Source organism: Photobacterium leiognathi (assembly GCF_030685535.1).
Lineage (GTDB): Bacteria > Pseudomonadota > Gammaproteobacteria > Enterobacterales > Vibrionaceae > Photobacterium > Photobacterium leiognathi.
This window is the reverse complement of sequence record NZ_CP131601.1, coordinates 372,246-387,283: the sequence shown is the minus strand read 5'-3', so window position 1 is coordinate 387,283 and position 15,038 is coordinate 372,246. Positions and strand designations below refer to the sequence as shown.

The following is a 15,038-nucleotide window of genomic DNA, read 5'->3' as shown; positions in this document are numbered from 1 at the left end:
ATTTACGATTCCTTCTCGACTTTATGCAGGGTATTTGCATCAGGCGGAACGTTAAGGATTTGCAGCGCACTACCTAATACTTTTGACAGAATTGGCGCAGCAACCGCACCACCATAGTAAACTTTACCTTTTGGTTCATTCACCATCACCACAATCGCTAAGCGCGGGTTACTGATAGGTGCAACACCCACGGTGTAAGAGAAGTAATCATCACCATAACCACCTGCAATTGCCTTTTTAGCCGTACCCGTTTTCACACCAACACGGTAACCAGGAACTGCTGCACGCCAGCCACCGCCGCCGCCTTTTTTATCGGTTACAGATTCAATCATCAACAAGATTTTCTTGACGATCTTAGGATCAAGCACTTGCTCACCCGGTACCACTTTTTCCGTTTTCAAAATCGATAACGGACGCTTAATACCGTAAGCACCTAGCGTTGTATAAGCATGCAGTAACTGTAATGGCGTTAGCGATAAACCGTAGCCATAAGCGAGTGTGGCACGTTCAATATCAGACCAGCGATAACGGTTAGGGAAATGACCTGTTGTTTCACCAATTAAGTTAATACCTGATGGTTCATCAAACCCAACTTTACGATAAGTATCAATGATGTAATCAACAGGCATTGCGAGTGACAATTTAGTCACACCAATGTTACTCGATTTCTGCAAAATGCGCTGTACGGTTGCCATCGGCTCAATACGTGAAACGTCTTTAATCACCTTGCTACCTACGCGGAACTGCTTGCTCGGTGGGATAGCAATCAATGTATGTTCGTTAGCAATGCCGTGTTTCATTGCGGTGTAAACCACAAATGGCTTCACCGTTGAGCCAGGCTCAAAAGTATCTGTGATCACACGGTTACGCATTTTGTATGGCTGGCGATCATCACGGTTATTCGGGTTGAAAGATGGTGCATTAACCATCGCGAGAATTTCATCAGTTCGCACATCAGAAATTGCAATACTGACGGATGTAGCAGGAATATCTAACACGCCCTCTTTTGCCGCGCGATAAGCAACAGCCTGAATGCGTTGATCGATACTAAGTTGCAATGGCTTACCCGGTTGTCGTTTTTGTTGTGAGATATTTTCAACCACACGACCATAGCGATCTTTACGTACCGTTCGGCGACCAGGTTCACCAGTTAACCAACCGTCATAGGTTTTTTCAACACCATCAAGGCCGTGGTCATCAATGCCTGTAAAACCAAGAAGATGCGCACTCACTTCACCAGAAGGATAGAAGCGACGAGATTCATCTTTAAGGCCAATACCAGGCAGCTTTAATTTGTGAACATAGTTCGCCATCGCGGGGCTAACTTGGCGGGCAAGATAAATAAATTTACGTTTTTTCTTAGAATCTAATTCATGTAGCAACCAGCTACGATCAAGACCTAATACGTCAGCCAGTGCATGCCATCGTTCAACATCACTTAGGCCACCGTGTTTAAAAATTTCAGCAGGGTTAGCGAATACAGCCTGTACCGGAACACTCACGGCTAACTGTTCGCCATTTCTATCGGAGATAATACCGCGTGCAGAAGGCATTAATTTAGTACGTAATGAACGTGCATCCCCTTCTTGAATAAGACGACCAGGCTCAAGGACTTGAATATACGCGGCGCGAGCAATAAGACCGAAGAACCCTAATAAGATAAAAAAGCAAACCAAGGTAAAGCGCCACTTGATCAATGGTTTCGCTTTCTTGGTTGCACTTTTCTTCGGCTTTGAACGATTAAAAAACTTCATATTTATTGAATTACAACTTCACTGTCGGCGGATGGACGTTGCATTTTGAGCTCAGTTTCCGCTAATCGTTCGATTCGACTGTGCTCTGCAAGTGAATTTTGTTCGAGGATTTGGTTTCTCCACTCCACGTCATAGCCTTCACGCTCAGTTAGTAATTGCTCTTGTTTAACAATTTGTTGGCGCGTGTCGTGAGTGATGTACACCACTGAAAGTGCAGATGCGAGAATAGCAAAGGTTAGAATGAGTGGAACAAGCCCGACTGTAACGAGATCTCGTCCAATCAGGCGTGCCAGATTCAATGATGATTCTGTAGGTTGTTTCATAGACGTTCAGCCAAACGCAGTACCGAGCTACGTGCTCGTGTGTTATGACCTAACTCTGTTTGCGATGGTTTAATCGCTTTACCTACGGTTTTAAGCGCTGCACTGCCTAGTGCTTTAATTTGCTCTTCCGTTAACGGTAAACCTAGCTGGTACTTCAGGACCTTTGCTTTCCTTACGGATAAAGCGTTTCACCATGCGATCTTCTAGAGAGTGGAAGCTAATCACCGATAAGCGACCTTCAGGAGCTAAAATATTCACAGCACCATTTAGGGCTGTTTGGATTTCATCCAACTCACTATTAATATAAATACGAATAGCTTGGAAACTACGTGTTGCAGGGTGCTTATGCTTGTCTTTGAATGGTGAAACTTCAGCAATCAGACTCGCTAACTGACGTGTACGTGTTAACGGCTCTTTTTCAGGATTTTCACGATGCTCGACAATGCCGCGAGCAATACGTTTAGCAAAACGTTCTTCACCAAACTCTTTTAGTACCCAAGCAATATCATCCGCTTCTGCTTCCGCTAGCCATTCAGCCGCCGACTGACCTGATGTTGGATCCATTCGCATGTCCAGTGGGCCGTCACGCATAAAGCTAAAACCACGCTCAGCGTCATCTAACTGTGGTGATGACACACCAAGATCAAGTAACACACCATCAACACGACCAATCAAGTCACGCTCTTCCATGTATTTCTCCATACCAGAGAAAGGCCCATGGATGATTTCAAATCGTGGGTCATTGATTTTCTGAGCTTCGGCAATGGCCTGAGGATCTCGATCAATACTGTATAGACGTCCATTCTCACCTAACTGAGAAAGAATAAGGCGGCTATGTCCCCCACGGCCAAAGGTACCATCGATATAAATACCGTCAGGTTTAATTGCTAATCCGTCTACAGATTCATGAAGTAAAACGGAAACGTGCTCAAATTGTTCAGACATAAATATAAGTTCAGCTAAAGTGAAAGCTCACTAAGGCGCGATGATTGTGCTAACGCATCCTCAGCCTGAAGGTTGATATCGAGTTCAATTTGCTGTTGCCATAACACATCAGACCAAATTTCAAATTTATTGAGTTGGCCGACAAGCATGATTTTATCTTGTAAGTGAGCGTATTGTCGTAAGGTTGGTGAGAGTAAAATTCGTCCCTGTCCATCCATTTCACATTCACTAGCATGGCCAAGCAACAATCGTTGAATTCGACGCTCTGCAGGATGAAGGCTTGATAATGTCGCTAACTTAGCTTCTATGTGCTCCCATTCATTGATGGGATAAAGCAACAAGCAAGAAAACTGGTGATCAATAGTGCAAATGAATAAGCCGCCACATTGTTCGGTGATCCATTGTCGATAACGTTTCGGGATCGCTATGCGTCCTTTGCTATCAATAGATATCGATGTTGCGCCTCTTAGCATTTTTTAGTCCATTCCATGATACTAAAAATCAGTGATTGATACTGACTTTAGCAGAATAAAAACAGAGAGAATGAGACTGCACCACTTTTCCCCACAAATTCCCACCACAAAGTGTACGTATGAGACAAAAACGATGTCAAGCGCATGGCCCTAATTCAAACAGAGTTCTAACACACTGTCTTTTACTATGCGAAATGTAATGTTTTTATGGGGGAATAAGACGAAAAAAAGGTGGTGTTTGTTATCCAAACACCACCTTCTCTAAATGTAGGGAGTCGGTCGATAAGCCGGGTTTTGTTCCGCTTACGCGGCGGCAATCATTCATCTAGGTCTGCAATCACTCACAGACTCAAGCAACCTACCCGTCCCCAACGCGGGCCGCGTCATTAGGGACCTATTTGGTCTTGCTCCGGGTGGAGTTTACCGTGCCACGAACTATTACTAGACGCGCGGTGCGCTCTTACCGCACCCTTTCACCCTTACCTGTGCACCACTGCGAACAATGGGCCATCGGCGGTTTACTCTCTGCTGCACTGGTCGTAGGCTTTCGCCCCCCAGACGTTATCTGGCACCCTGCCCTATGGAGCCCGGACTTTCCTCCCCTTCATCAGTCTCCCAAAGGACATCAATGAAGCAGCGATCACCTGACCAACTCCGCAGCGGATTGTATAAGACAACCATCACAGTTACCAGTGAAAAACGAAACAAGGTCACAGCATGAGCAAAAAAACAGCAAAAGCGTTCGTTACCTACGCGATTTCAGCTTACCCACACAACTTTGTTCCCTTCTTTACAATCTCAATTATTCGAGATTCTCTAAACCCCACTTGTACAGTGCGTTCTTTTTCACACCATGAATTTCAGCCGTCAGTGCCGCAGCCTTTTTCAATGGTAATTCTTTCGCAAGTAAACCCAGCGTACGTAGTGCATCAGCGGGTAATTCATCTTTTTGTGCGCGGTGCTCAGCAACTAACACCACCATCTCACCACGAACGCGATTACTGTCTTCAGCTAACCACTCAATTAACTCACCTAGTGGCGCACCATGGATTGTTTCATAAGTTTTTGTTAACTCACGCGCTAATACTACTTGGCGTTCCGCACCAAGCACGGCTAACATATCACTCAGGGAATCATTAATGCGATGTGGCGATTCGTAAAAAATTAACGTACGTTCATCATTCGCTAACGCTTGAAAACAGTCTCGGCGACCTTTACTTTTGGGTGGTAAAAAGCCCTCAAAACTGAATCGGTCTGAAGGTAAACCAGCACCGCTCAAAGCAGTGATCACTGCACATGGGCCTGGTAATGGCACAACTTTAACACCCGCTTGACGACAGCGATTCACAAGATGATACCCTGGATCACTGATCAGCGGTGTACCAGCATCAGAGACCAACGCAATGCTAGTACCTGACTGAAGCTTCTCGATCAAAAAATCAGCTTTTTGCTGTTCATTATGATCATGAAGCGCAAAGGTGCGGGTTGAGATAGAGAAATGGGATAACAAGCGTGATGTATGGCGAGTATCTTCAGCAGCAATCAAATCAACATTTGCTAATACGTCTAATGCTCGTTGGGTTATATCAGCCAAATTACCGATGGGTGTAGGTACGATGTACAACGTAGCAACATCAACCATGCTTGAATTGGTTTCACTCATTTGTCTTAGATCTCATCTGCAATTAATATCAAGAGTAATTTGTCACAGTTGAATGAATTCAATGCCCAATTTTACCCATAAGCGTAAAAGTGTATCACGACTCATGGCGCCTGTAGCCCTTGCTGTTGTTTTAGCAGGCTGTAGTACGCCAAACCTGTATAACCAACAGGCTCCGTTAACTGATATCACTGCGGCAGCCGCTCAAAGCTCAGCCGCTTACCTCAGTAAAGCTCAAGCCAGTGAAGGTGCCGAGCGCATTAACTGGGAAATTCTAGCTCTTAAAGCCATGATTGAAGAGGGCAAATGGCAGCAAGCTGACCAACAAATTGCCAAACTTTCACAACAATCAATGAGCCCATTGCAAATTGCTGAATGGCAACTTGCACGCGCAGCTGTGCGTTATCATCAAGGGCAATACCAAGAAGCGCTAAATAGCTTAAATTTCCAGCCGTCTTGGCAGTTAACGAAGAGTCAATACCGACGCTATCACACTTTCCGTGCTGAATTATTAGATCAACTTAATCACCAATTTCAAGCCGCGCGTGAACGCAGCAAACTTGATTTCTACTTAAGTAATGATCAAAAAGCAGCAAACTGGAACAATCTATGGCATGACTTATCAGGCTATTCAAATACACAGCTGAGCAATGCCAAAATTGGTAGCGATGAAAGTGTATTGAAAGGTTGGGTTGAATTAGCCATGTTGAAAAACAGTGCTGCTCGTCAACCAGGCAAGCTAAAAGAAGCGGTAGAGCAATGGCTAAGCCAGCATCCATACCATCCTGCTAATCAGTACTTACCGACTGAACTTGAAGCGGTAATGAACCTCAAAGCAATCAAACTTGATAACGTAGCACTATTACTACCATTGTCAGGTCGTTTTGCTGCGCAAGGTAAAACCGTGCGTGATGGCTTTGTTAATGCAATGATGGATGATGCTAGTCGTGGTCCAGATACTGAGCTCAATATCTACGATACAGAAGCTGAGCCAATAGCATCAATCATGGCGAAACTGCAACAAAACGGTACTCAGTTTGTTGTTGGTCCGCTTCGTAAAGATAAGATCCTTGAGTTCCAACGCGATAACACAACGCACATCAATACATTAGCGCTGAACCTACCACCAGAGATCAATAGCAATCACCCAAATGCATGTTATTTTGCGCTATCGCCAGAGCAAGATGCAGAGCAAGCGGCAGAACGTATCTTTAATGAAGGTCATCGCAACCCTGTAGTATTAGTTCCTAGCAATAGCTATGGTCAACGTGTAAGCGCTGCATTTAATCAAGAATGGTCAAGCTTGAATAATCAGCCAGCACAAGTGGTAACCTTTGGAGCTCGCGATGAGATCCCACAGCAGATCCGTCAAGCATTTGGTCGCGCACCTGGTAGCCGTACTGATGCAATCTACGTTATTGCCAGTAAAACAGAGTTAATGACCATCAAGCCATTTATTGAAGCGTCATTACCTGCAAGTGGTAACCCACCACAAATTTACGTGAGCTCTCGCAGTAACTCAGACAATAAATCAAACTCTCCAGAGATCCGTGGCTTAGAAATTGGTGATATTCCACTACTGATCAATCCACCAGCAGATTACATGGAGCGTTTCAATCAACTATGACCAAACGAGGGAAATACTAGTATTCGTCTACATGCCTTTGGTATGGATGCTTACCTTCTAAGTAAAGAGCTGCCTCAAATGCGCGCTATAGGGGATTACACCACTCAAGGCGCAACCGGTAAATTAAGTGCTGATAGCCAATGTGTTATTAATCGCCAAATTGACTGGGGCAAGTTCACAGCAGACGGTATTCAACCTGAATAAACGCCAGCAAGGTCAAGCTTATGAACAGATGGCGGAACAGTTTCTGTCCCGCCATCGCCTTAAGCTTATTGAACGAAATTTTAGCTGTCGCAGCGGTGAAATAGATTTAATTATGCGACAGGGTAAATGTTTTGTTTTTATTGAAGTAAAATACCGAACACATCGCCATTTCGGTTCGGCTTCAGAAGCGGTGAATTGGCACAAACAACAGAAATTAAAACGCACCGCCCTTTTTTGGTTACAAAAAAATGGCTTTTCAATTGATCAAACGGAATGCCGATTTGATGTCGTGACAATTGAAGGTCAAGAACACCATATTGAGTGGCATACCAACATCTTAGTTGAAGGTTAATCATGCTAGACAGCATTCGTGAAAGTTTTACCGAAAGTATTCAAACTCAAATTGCCGCCGCAGAGGCTCTGCCAGATTCCATTTCCAAAGCAGCCCAAGTGATGGTGCAAAGCCTTTTAAACGGCAACAAAATTTTATGTTGTGGTAATGGTGGCTCAGCCGCTAACTCACAGCACTTTGCCTCTTGTTTGATCAACCGTTTTGAAACTGAACGTCCAAGCTTACCAGCATTAGCATTAACGGCAGATACTACAATCCTCACCGCTGTAGCTAACGACTACCACCATGATGAAGTGTTTTCAAAGCAAGTACGCGCTTTAGGTCAAGCTTGTGATATTTTATTTGTATTATCGACCAGTGGTAACAGTAAAAATATTATCAAAGCAATGGAAGCCGCACTAACACGTGATATGACCATTATCGCCCTAACAGGTAAAGATGGTGGTGAAATGGCTGGATTACTAGGTATACAAGATGTTGAGATCCGAATTCCCTCTCAGCGAACAGCCCGTATTCAAGAAGTGCATTTACTAACAGTACACTGCCTTTGTGATCTCATTGACCAAGTACTATTTCCCCATCACGAAGGATAAATCATGCGCTGGCTCACTCGCCTACTGATCGCTTTTGTTTTTGTATTACAAGGATGTTCAAGCTTTTCAACCCAAGATCCGCGTGATGTCGAACAACACTGGGATGATCAAAAAATAGAAATGGACATCGCGGGAATGGCAAACAGTCGTCAATTTACCCGTACTACTAGCATTAATAGTGTCTCTTTAGACGGTAATGTACTGCTGATTGGTCAAGTTACCTCTCCTACTGTTAAGGAACAATTTGCCCAGCAAGTCCGACATATTGCCAACGTTGAGCATATTTATAACCAGCTAGAAGTCAGACCATTACTTGGCTTTGGCGATATTAGTTACGATGCTTGGCTTACTACCAAAGTGAAATCTCAACTGATCGCGAGCAAACAGCTGACAGGTGCAGTGATCAAAGTGATCAGTGAAGGCGGACGAGTTTACCTACTTGGCTATGTCACGCCTCACCAAGGTGAAGTAGCCATTAATATTGCGCGTAATGTTGGTGGCGTACAAAAAGTGATTACGCTGTTTAAACAAAACCCAAATAGTTAAATAACCGCACTTTCTAAACATAAAAAAACGCAGCCTACTGGCTGCGTTTTTCTTTGGTATCTACTTATTTCACAACACGTAGACTTGGACGACCACGAGGACGTGGTGGCTCATCATCTGGATCATCACTACCTACTGTTTCAGTTTCACTAACTACAGCAAATGGTGATGTTGATTCTGGAACCTCATCAATCATATCTTCTGCTTCTTCAGCATCGTCAAAGACTGGCATATCTGTTTCGTAGCTAGGCTCTGGCTCAAACATCGTTCCTGCACCGTTTTCACGGGCATAGATAGCAAGCACAGCATACATAGGTACAATAACAGAGTGTGGACGACCACTAAAACGCGCATTAAAGCTTACTGCTTCATTGCCCAGCTCTAAATTACCCACAGCGCGAGGAGCGATGTTTAGGATGATTTGACCATCACTCACAAACTCCATCGGCACTTTCACACCCGGTAATGTTGCATCAACAACCAAGTGTGGAGTGAGATCGTTATCCACTAACCAATCATAAAACGCGCGCAGTAGATAAGGTCGACGCGGCGTCATTTTTTCCATATCCATATTACTGGCCAGCTAAACGCATTTCACGTTCAGCTTCAGTTAATGAAGCAAGGAAAGAATCACGTTCAAATACACGTGTCATGTAAGTTTTAACTTCTTTTGCACCAGCACCGCTTAGCTCAATACCCATTTCAGGTAAACGCCATAACAGTGGAGCTAGGTAACAATCAACAAGGCTGAACTCGTCACTCATGAAGAATGGGAATTCTGCAAATACTGGTGCTAATGCAAGTAACTCTTCACGTAATTGCTTACGCGCTTTATCAGCTTCATCGGCAGAGCCAGTCTTGATCTTCTCAGCAAGTGAGTACCAGTTGCGCTCAACGCGGTACATCATTAGACGGCTGTTACCACGAGCAACAGGGTAAACCTGCATTAGAGGTGGGTGAGGAAAACGCTCATCCAAGTACTCCATAATGATGTTCGCTTGGTATAGTGCTAATTCACGATCAACCAATGTTGGAACTGACTGATATGGGTTCAGCTCTAACAGATCTTCAGGTAGATTCAATGGATCAACCAATTCAATTTCAACACTAACACCTTTTTCGGCTAGTACGATACGCACCTGATGGCTGTAGATGTCTGAAGCATCAGAATACAGAGTCATCACAGAGCGTTTATTGGCAGCAACAGCCATCAACCCCTCCAGTATATTCAATACACAAAAAGCAATGGAGGCTTGAGCCCCCATTGCGAGATTCTTAACCCACTAGATTACCTTATCAGTGGACATCACGCCAATATTCTTTCTTCAACAACACAGTTAAAACAAAGAATACTGCAATAAAACCCATTACCCACAAGCCCATTCTCTGACGCTCCAACTTCATTGGCTCTGCAGAATAATCAAGGAAGTTAACCAAATCACGTACCATCTCATCGTATTCTTCAGCATTTAACTCGCCCGTTCCGTCAGATTCGATCCCCACAAACTCTTGAACTTGTTCACCATCAATGGTTTTCGTTTCAAAAACTTTACGAGGTGCACCTTGCAATTCTTCAAGTACATGAGGCATACCGACACTTGGAAACACAAGGTTATTGACACCAAATGGACGACTCGGATCTGCATAGAAGGATCTTAAATAAGTATAGATCCAATCAGTACCACGAACGCGTGCAGCCAAGGTTAAGTCGGGAGCTGGAGCACCAAACGATGCCGCTGCGTATTCCGTTGAGATAGCATTGGTCATCAGATCACCAATCTTTGCGTTTTGATCGAAGATCAGATTCTCTTTCATCAAAGTTGGTGGAATACCTAAGTCTTCCGCTACACGTTCATAACGTTGATACTGAGTAGAATGGCACCCCGAACAATAGTTCATGAATGTCTTTGCACCACGCTGTAATGACGCTTTATCACTTAAATCATTATTCGCCGCATCCAAAGGGACATTACTACCTGCTGCAAAAGCAAAGGTGGGGAGTACCACCAGCAGCGCTACAATCCATTTTTTCATTTGAATGTCACCCTCTCTGGTAGCGGTTGTGTTGCTTCGTTTTTACTGTAGAAGAACAATAAAATGAAGAACATAAAGTAAGAAAAGCTAAAGATTTGCGCTAGTAGCGTGTAAGTAGGTGTTGCTGGTAGCGCACCTAAAATACCTAATCCAATGAAGCTTACTGTAAACTGACAAATATTAACGAAATGTACATTACTACGGTAACGAAACGAGCGAACCTTACAGCGATCAAACCACGGTAATAGGAATAGAAAAACAATGGATGCTCCCATCGCGACCACACCCAGCAATTTATCAGGAACCGCACGCAAAATGGCATAAAACGGTGTGAAGTACCAAACTGGCGCAATGTGCTCAGGTGTTTTTAGTGGGTTTGCTGCTTCAAAGTTAGGCGGCTCAAGAAAGTAGCCACCCATTTCTGGGTTAAAGAAAATCACGTAGCTAAAGAAGAAAGCAAAGACAGCAACACCAACCAAATCTTTCACCGTTCCATACGGATGGAATGGAATAGAATCAATGATGTCGTATTTCCTGCTGTAATACTCGTGGAATGGGAATTGGGTTTTATATCCTTCGCCTTTAGACCCCTTTGGTAATTTAGTATCAATACCATCAGGGTTATTTGAACCTACTTCATGTAATGCCAAAATATGTAGCACAATCAAAAGCAGTAATACGATTGGTAGTGCGATAACGTGAAGCGCAAAGAAACGATTTAGTGTCGCACCAGAGATCACGTAATCGCCACGGATCCAAAGTGTTAGATCATCACCGATTACAGGTATAGCACCAAATAGAGAAATAATTACCTGTGCGCCCCAGAATGACATTTGCCCCCATGGTAATAGATACCCCATGAAAGCTTCAGCCATCAACACAAGGAAGATCAACATTCCAAATAACCACAGTAGCTCACGAGGCTTTTGATATGAGCCGTAGATCAAGCCGCGAAACATATGGAGGTAGATAACAACAAAAAATGCCGACGCGCCTGTTGAGTGCATATAACGAAGCAACCAACCATATTCTACATCTCGCATGATATATTCAATGGAAGCAAAAGCCCCCTCACCAGATGGAACATAACTCATGGTTAGCCAAATTCCTGTTATGATCTGGTTAACTAAAACAAGCACGGCTAGTGAGCCAAAGATGTACCAAAAATTAAAGTTTTTCGGCATCGGATATTCAGATAAGTGCTTTCTATAAGCATTTGTGATGGGTAAACGTTTGTCAATCCAACCTAGTATCGCATTCATGATACTGCCTCCCCATCAACACCGACGATAATCGTGTTGTCATCTAAGAATTGATATGGAGGTATCACAAGGTTCAATGGCGCAGGCACGCCAGCAAACACACGACCTGCCATATCAAACGTAGAACCATGACATGGGCAGAAAAAACCTGACGATACGCCACTGACTTGCTGATTAAAGCTATCTGGTAAATAAGTTGGAGAACAGCCTAGATGAGTACAAATACCCAAAGCTAAAAAAATTTCAGGCTTTACTGAACGGAATTCATTTTGTGCATAAGATGGCTGCTGAGGTTCTTCTGATGAAGGATCTCGCAATTCACTATCATGAGTACTTAACTCTTGTAAAACAGCCTGGCTGCGACGAACAACCCACACAGGTTTACCACGCCATTCAACGCGAACCATTTGTCCATCTTCTAATTTACTGATATCAACTTCGACAGGGGCACTAGCTGCTTTTGCTTTCGCACTCGGGTTCCATGATTTTATGAAAGGAACGGCGACAGCTGCTGCCCCTAACCCACCAACAACCGAGGTTGTTGCGGTTAAAAAGCGACGTCGTCCTTTACTTACTGGCGTATTGCTCATCCAATATCTCCCTTACTACGCTCTGGATTTTTATTATGTCCTTATGCGTCCCTGGAGTTACGACCAACCAATAACGAAAAATCAACAGGCAGGCCACAATTTTAAATTCGTTCCAACATAAAAAGGATAGAAAAAAGGGTATTTTTTGACAAGATAAAGCTACTTTTTAGCAAAAAAATGTGAGAGACATGCTCTTTTTTGCAACCAATAGAATCAATGCCAATTAGAAGATATCAGCAATAATTACGAGAGAGTAAACAGAAATGATATTTGGAAAAGATAATTTATTGGTAACTTATCAAGAAATAAAAAAAGCCCAACCCGAAGGTTGAGCTTCCTGTACACAGTAACCAGATAAAATCTGGAGCGTAAAATTAACGCTTAGAGAACTGTGGACGACGACGTGCTTTACGTAGACCAACTTTCTTACGTTCAACGCAACGAGCGTCGCGAGTAACGTAGCCAGCTGCACGTAGAGCAGGACGTAGAGTTTCATCGTACTCCATAAGAGCGCGAGTGATACCGTGACGGATTGCACCAGATTGACCAGTGATACCACCACCTTTAACAGTGATGTATAGGTCTAGGTTCTCAGTCATTTCAACAAGCTCTAGAGGTTGACGAACAACCATACGCGCTGTTGGGCGGCCGAAGTATTCTTCGATGCTACGCTTGTTAATTACGATGTTACCAGTACCCGGTTTGATGAAAACGCGAGCAGCTGAGCTTTTGCGACGACCAGTGCCGTAGTATTGATTCTCTGCCATTGTCATTATTCCCAATTAGATGTCTAGTACTTTTGGCTGTTGTGCAGCGTGGTTGTGCTCAGTACCTGCGTAAACTTTAAGCTTACGGTACATAGCACGGCCTAGAGGACCTTTTGGAAGCATGCCTTTAACAGCAGTTTCAATAACCATTTCTGGTTTCTTGTCGATTAGCTTATCAAAGCTGATTGACTTAAGGCCGCCGATGTAGCCAGTGTGGTGGTGGTACATTTTGTCTGTACGCTTGTTACCAGTTACTGCTACTTTCTCAGCATTGATAACTACAATGTAGTCACCAGTGTCAACGTGTGGAGTGTACTCAGGCTTGTGCTTACCACGTAGACGAGATGCGATTTCAGTTGCTAGACGACCAAGAGTTTTACCTTCAGCGTCAACAACATACCAGTCACGTTTTACAGTTTCTGGTTTAGCAACGAAAGTTTTCATGCTAATTATTACCCAATAATTTAAATAGTTTCACTTACTAGAACCATCATATATTGATGATCCCTCTGTTAAGAGCCCAGTCATCACCCCTTCGAGTGGTTGGCACTCCAGGCTTTCGCCTTCACAGGTACGGTGGGTCGCAAGATTATAGGGAAGGGTGAGGAAAAAATCACCTCTTTTCCTAAAAAAAATTGCTTTTTTTCTGATTAGCGAGAAATTAGGTCAAAAGCAGTCAATAAATCCTTATTATCCCTAATAACGTTATCAAGTTATATTTAATTCCCTAGGCTAAATGCGGCTTTGCAAGATAGTCATGGCTTTGCATTTCAGTCAAACGTGAGCAACAACGTTTAAATTCAAACATGAGTCTCCCTTGCTGATAAAGCTGCTCCATCGGCACCGCTGCTGAAATGATCAAAGTAACGTTACGCTCATAAAATTCATCGATCATGGCAATAAAACGCCTTGCTGCATCATCTTCTTGTACTGTAATTTGCGGTACGTTCGATAAAATCACCGTGTGATATAAACGTGCGATTTCCATGTAATCAGTCTGGCTTCGCGCGGTTTGGCACAATTCACTAAAGCAAAACTGAACAACGCCATCAGCTTCTCGCTCAGTAGTTAATTGTCGTCCATTAATCGTGATTGTTTTATGCTCATAACGAGGTGCTGTCGTGAGCTGCTCAAAATAATGTTTCAGATTAGAGATCACATTTTCATCAAGTGGAAAATGATAAATTTCAGCTTGCTCTAACGTGCGCAGGCGATAATCAATACCCGCATCAACATTCACTATCTCACAATGCTGTTCTATCAATGCGATAGCTGGTAAAAATCGCGCACGTTGCAAACCATTTCGATACAACTCCTGTGGCGGAATATTGGATGTCGCAACAAGTGTGATCCCACGTTTAAACAGTGCTTCAAACAAGGTACCGAGAATCATGGCATCGGTAATATCCGAAACAAAAAACTCATCAAAACAAATAATGTCTGTTTCTTGTTTAAACTTATCAGCGACATGTTCTAATGGATTTTCAATACCATCGAGTTGTTTTAGATCAGCATGGACGCGATGCATAAAACGGTGAAAATGCATCCGTGATTTTCGCTCAAAGGGCAAACATTCATAGAATGTATCAACAAGGTAAGTTTTCCCTCGCCCTACACCTCCCCAAAAGTACAAACCTTTCACTGGCATGATATCTGCTTGATTATGGTTAGGTTTAAATATTCGTTGAAGAAATGACGCTTTTGGTTCTGGTTTGGGTGCTAGCATGCGATGGTATAAACCATCAAGATGGGAAACTGCATTCGCTTGTGCAGGATCAGCAAAGAAGTCTGTTTGTTGTAAATCGAGTTGATACTTTTCTAATGGTGTCATCCTAAACACTACCTGTTTTATCCATGCTATCTCTTAATTATGAGAGGATAATCAGCAACATTGATCTTACATCTTAT

General features: G+C 43.4%; 15 protein-coding genes, 1 other RNA gene and 2 pseudogenes. 4 read left to right on the top strand and 14 right to left on the bottom strand.

From position 1 onward, the window contains the following. Window positions 1-2 precede the first annotated feature (2 nt). The 6 genes and pseudogenes from Q7674_RS08730 to rsmI all read right to left on the bottom strand — a co-directional run bounded on the left by Q7674_RS08730 (window position 3) and on the right by rsmI (window position 5,158). Window positions 3-1,754 (bottom strand): penicillin-binding transpeptidase domain-containing protein, encoded by a 1,752-nt coding sequence (locus Q7674_RS08730; RefSeq protein WP_305423557.1) that lies wholly within the window; start codon window positions 1,752-1,754, stop codon window positions 3-5. A gap of 2 nt (window positions 1,755-1,756) precedes the next feature. After that, window positions 1,757-2,077 carry a cell division protein FtsL gene (gene ftsL / locus Q7674_RS08725; RefSeq protein ID WP_023933637.1) on the bottom strand — a complete coding sequence of 107 codons (321 nt, stop codon included), beginning with the start codon at window positions 2,075-2,077 and terminating at the stop codon, window positions 1,757-1,759. After that, window positions 2,074-3,022, bottom strand: a pseudogene (rsmH, locus tag Q7674_RS08720) (16S rRNA (cytosine(1402)-N(4))-methyltransferase RsmH). Before rsmH ends, ftsL begins: the two are co-directional and overlap by 4 nt. 14 nt (window positions 3,023-3,036) lie before the next feature. Beyond that, window positions 3,037-3,495 carry a division/cell wall cluster transcriptional repressor MraZ gene (gene mraZ, locus Q7674_RS08715; protein WP_008987898.1) on the bottom strand — a complete coding sequence of 153 codons (459 nt, stop codon included), beginning with the start codon at window positions 3,493-3,495 and terminating at the stop codon, window positions 3,037-3,039. A gap of 267 nt (window positions 3,496-3,762) precedes the next feature. Then, an RNA gene (gene rnpB, locus Q7674_RS08710) (RNase P RNA component class A) lies at window positions 3,763-4,151 on the bottom strand. Between the two features lie 146 nt (window positions 4,152-4,297). Next, a complete protein-coding gene (rsmI, locus tag Q7674_RS08705; RefSeq protein ID WP_305423555.1) occupies window positions 4,298-5,158 on the bottom strand; it encodes a 16S rRNA (cytidine(1402)-2'-O)-methyltransferase in 861 nt (286 codons plus the stop codon). Between the two features lie 52 nt (window positions 5,159-5,210). On the opposite strand from rsmI, the pseudogene Q7674_RS08700 reads away from it, so the two are divergent. The 4 genes and pseudogenes from Q7674_RS08700 (at window position 5,211) to Q7674_RS08685 (ending at window position 8,477) form a co-directional block, all read left to right on the top strand. After that, window positions 5,211-6,986 (top strand): annotated as a pseudogene (locus Q7674_RS08700) (penicillin-binding protein activator). Window positions 6,987-7,014: 28 nt separating this feature from the next. Next, window positions 7,015-7,338: a YraN family protein gene (locus Q7674_RS08695; protein WP_042117323.1), complete on the top strand. Its 324-nt coding sequence runs from the start codon at window positions 7,015-7,017 to the stop codon at window positions 7,336-7,338. Between the two features lie 2 nt (window positions 7,339-7,340). Beyond that, complete coding sequence (locus Q7674_RS08690) at window positions 7,341-7,931, top strand: phosphoheptose isomerase (protein WP_305423553.1); 591 nt, start codon at window positions 7,341-7,343, stop codon at window positions 7,929-7,931. Between the two features lie 3 nt (window positions 7,932-7,934). Then, the gene (locus Q7674_RS08685; protein WP_045063173.1) at window positions 7,935-8,477 is read left to right on the top strand and encodes a BON domain-containing protein; all 543 of its coding nucleotides are present in this window, start codon (window positions 7,935-7,937) and stop codon (window positions 8,475-8,477) included. Between the two features lie 64 nt (window positions 8,478-8,541). Here Q7674_RS08685 and sspB read toward each other — a convergent pair whose 3' ends face one another. From sspB to zapE, 8 genes are all read right to left on the bottom strand, one after another. Then, window positions 8,542-9,048 (bottom strand): ClpXP protease specificity-enhancing factor, encoded by a 507-nt coding sequence (gene sspB / locus Q7674_RS08680; protein ID WP_008987892.1) that lies wholly within the window; start codon window positions 9,046-9,048, stop codon window positions 8,542-8,544. Window position 9,049: 1 nt separating this feature from the next. Further along, on the bottom strand, window positions 9,050-9,688 hold the full coding sequence (gene sspA / locus Q7674_RS08675; RefSeq protein ID WP_305423552.1) for a stringent starvation protein SspA: 639 nt from the start codon (window positions 9,686-9,688) through the stop codon (window positions 9,050-9,052). 85 nt (window positions 9,689-9,773) lie between these two features. Then, a complete protein-coding gene (locus Q7674_RS08670) occupies window positions 9,774-10,511 on the bottom strand; it encodes a cytochrome c1 (protein WP_045063174.1) in 738 nt (245 codons plus the stop codon). Further along, on the bottom strand, window positions 10,508-11,773 hold the full coding sequence (locus tag Q7674_RS08665; protein WP_045063175.1) for a cytochrome b: 1,266 nt from the start codon (window positions 11,771-11,773) through the stop codon (window positions 10,508-10,510). Before Q7674_RS08665 ends, Q7674_RS08670 begins: the two co-directional genes overlap by 4 nt. Then, the gene (gene petA / locus Q7674_RS08660; RefSeq protein WP_305423546.1) at window positions 11,770-12,363 is read right to left on the bottom strand and encodes a ubiquinol-cytochrome c reductase iron-sulfur subunit; all 594 of its coding nucleotides are present in this window, start codon (window positions 12,361-12,363) and stop codon (window positions 11,770-11,772) included. The genes Q7674_RS08665 and petA overlap by 4 nt, the downstream gene beginning before the upstream one ends. 374 nt (window positions 12,364-12,737) lie before the next feature. Next, window positions 12,738-13,130 carry a 30S ribosomal protein S9 gene (gene rpsI, locus Q7674_RS08655; protein ID WP_005371189.1) on the bottom strand — a complete coding sequence of 131 codons (393 nt, stop codon included), beginning with the start codon at window positions 13,128-13,130 and terminating at the stop codon, window positions 12,738-12,740. Between the two features lie 15 nt (window positions 13,131-13,145). Then, complete coding sequence (gene rplM / locus Q7674_RS08650; protein WP_005371187.1) at window positions 13,146-13,574, bottom strand: 50S ribosomal protein L13; 429 nt, start codon at window positions 13,572-13,574, stop codon at window positions 13,146-13,148. A 283-nt stretch (window positions 13,575-13,857) separates the two neighbouring features. Next, complete coding sequence (gene zapE / locus Q7674_RS08645; RefSeq protein WP_045063177.1) at window positions 13,858-14,961, bottom strand: cell division protein ZapE; 1,104 nt, start codon at window positions 14,959-14,961, stop codon at window positions 13,858-13,860. Window positions 14,962-15,038 lie beyond the last annotated feature (77 nt).

Coding starts and splice junctions, on each gene's coding strand:
- rsmI (WP_305423555.1), bottom strand. CDS start 5,158: ATGAGTGAAACCAATTCAAGCATGGTTGATGTTGCTACGTTGTACATC.
- Q7674_RS08665 (WP_045063175.1), bottom strand. CDS start 11,773: ATGAATGCGATACTAGGTTGGATTGACAAACGTTTACCCATCACAAAT.
- sspB (WP_008987892.1), bottom strand. CDS start 9,048: ATGGATATGGAAAAAATGACGCCGCGTCGACCTTATCTACTGCGCGCG.
- ftsL (WP_023933637.1), bottom strand. CDS start 2,077: ATGAAACAACCTACAGAATCATCATTGAATCTGGCACGCCTGATTGGA.
- Q7674_RS08685 (WP_045063173.1), top strand. CDS start 7,935: ATGCGCTGGCTCACTCGCCTACTGATCGCTTTTGTTTTTGTATTACAA.
- Q7674_RS08670 (WP_045063174.1), bottom strand. CDS start 10,511: ATGAAAAAATGGATTGTAGCGCTGCTGGTGGTACTCCCCACCTTTGCT.
- rpsI (WP_005371189.1), bottom strand. CDS start 13,130: ATGGCAGAGAATCAATACTACGGCACTGGTCGTCGCAAAAGCTCAGCT.
- rplM (WP_005371187.1), bottom strand. CDS start 13,574: ATGAAAACTTTCGTTGCTAAACCAGAAACTGTAAAACGTGACTGGTAT.
- petA (WP_305423546.1), bottom strand. CDS start 12,363: ATGAGCAATACGCCAGTAAGTAAAGGACGACGTCGCTTTTTAACCGCA.
- Q7674_RS08730 (WP_305423557.1), bottom strand. CDS start 1,754: ATGAAGTTTTTTAATCGTTCAAAGCCGAAGAAAAGTGCAACCAAGAAA.
- zapE (WP_045063177.1), bottom strand. CDS start 14,961: ATGACACCATTAGAAAAGTATCAACTCGATTTACAACAAACAGACTTC.
- mraZ (WP_008987898.1), bottom strand. CDS start 3,495: ATGCTAAGAGGCGCAACATCGATATCTATTGATAGCAAAGGACGCATA.
- Q7674_RS08695 (WP_042117323.1), top strand. CDS start 7,015: ATGGCGGAACAGTTTCTGTCCCGCCATCGCCTTAAGCTTATTGAACGA.
- sspA (WP_305423552.1), bottom strand. CDS start 9,688: ATGGCTGTTGCTGCCAATAAACGCTCTGTGATGACTCTGTATTCTGAT.
- Q7674_RS08690 (WP_305423553.1), top strand. CDS start 7,341: ATGCTAGACAGCATTCGTGAAAGTTTTACCGAAAGTATTCAAACTCAA.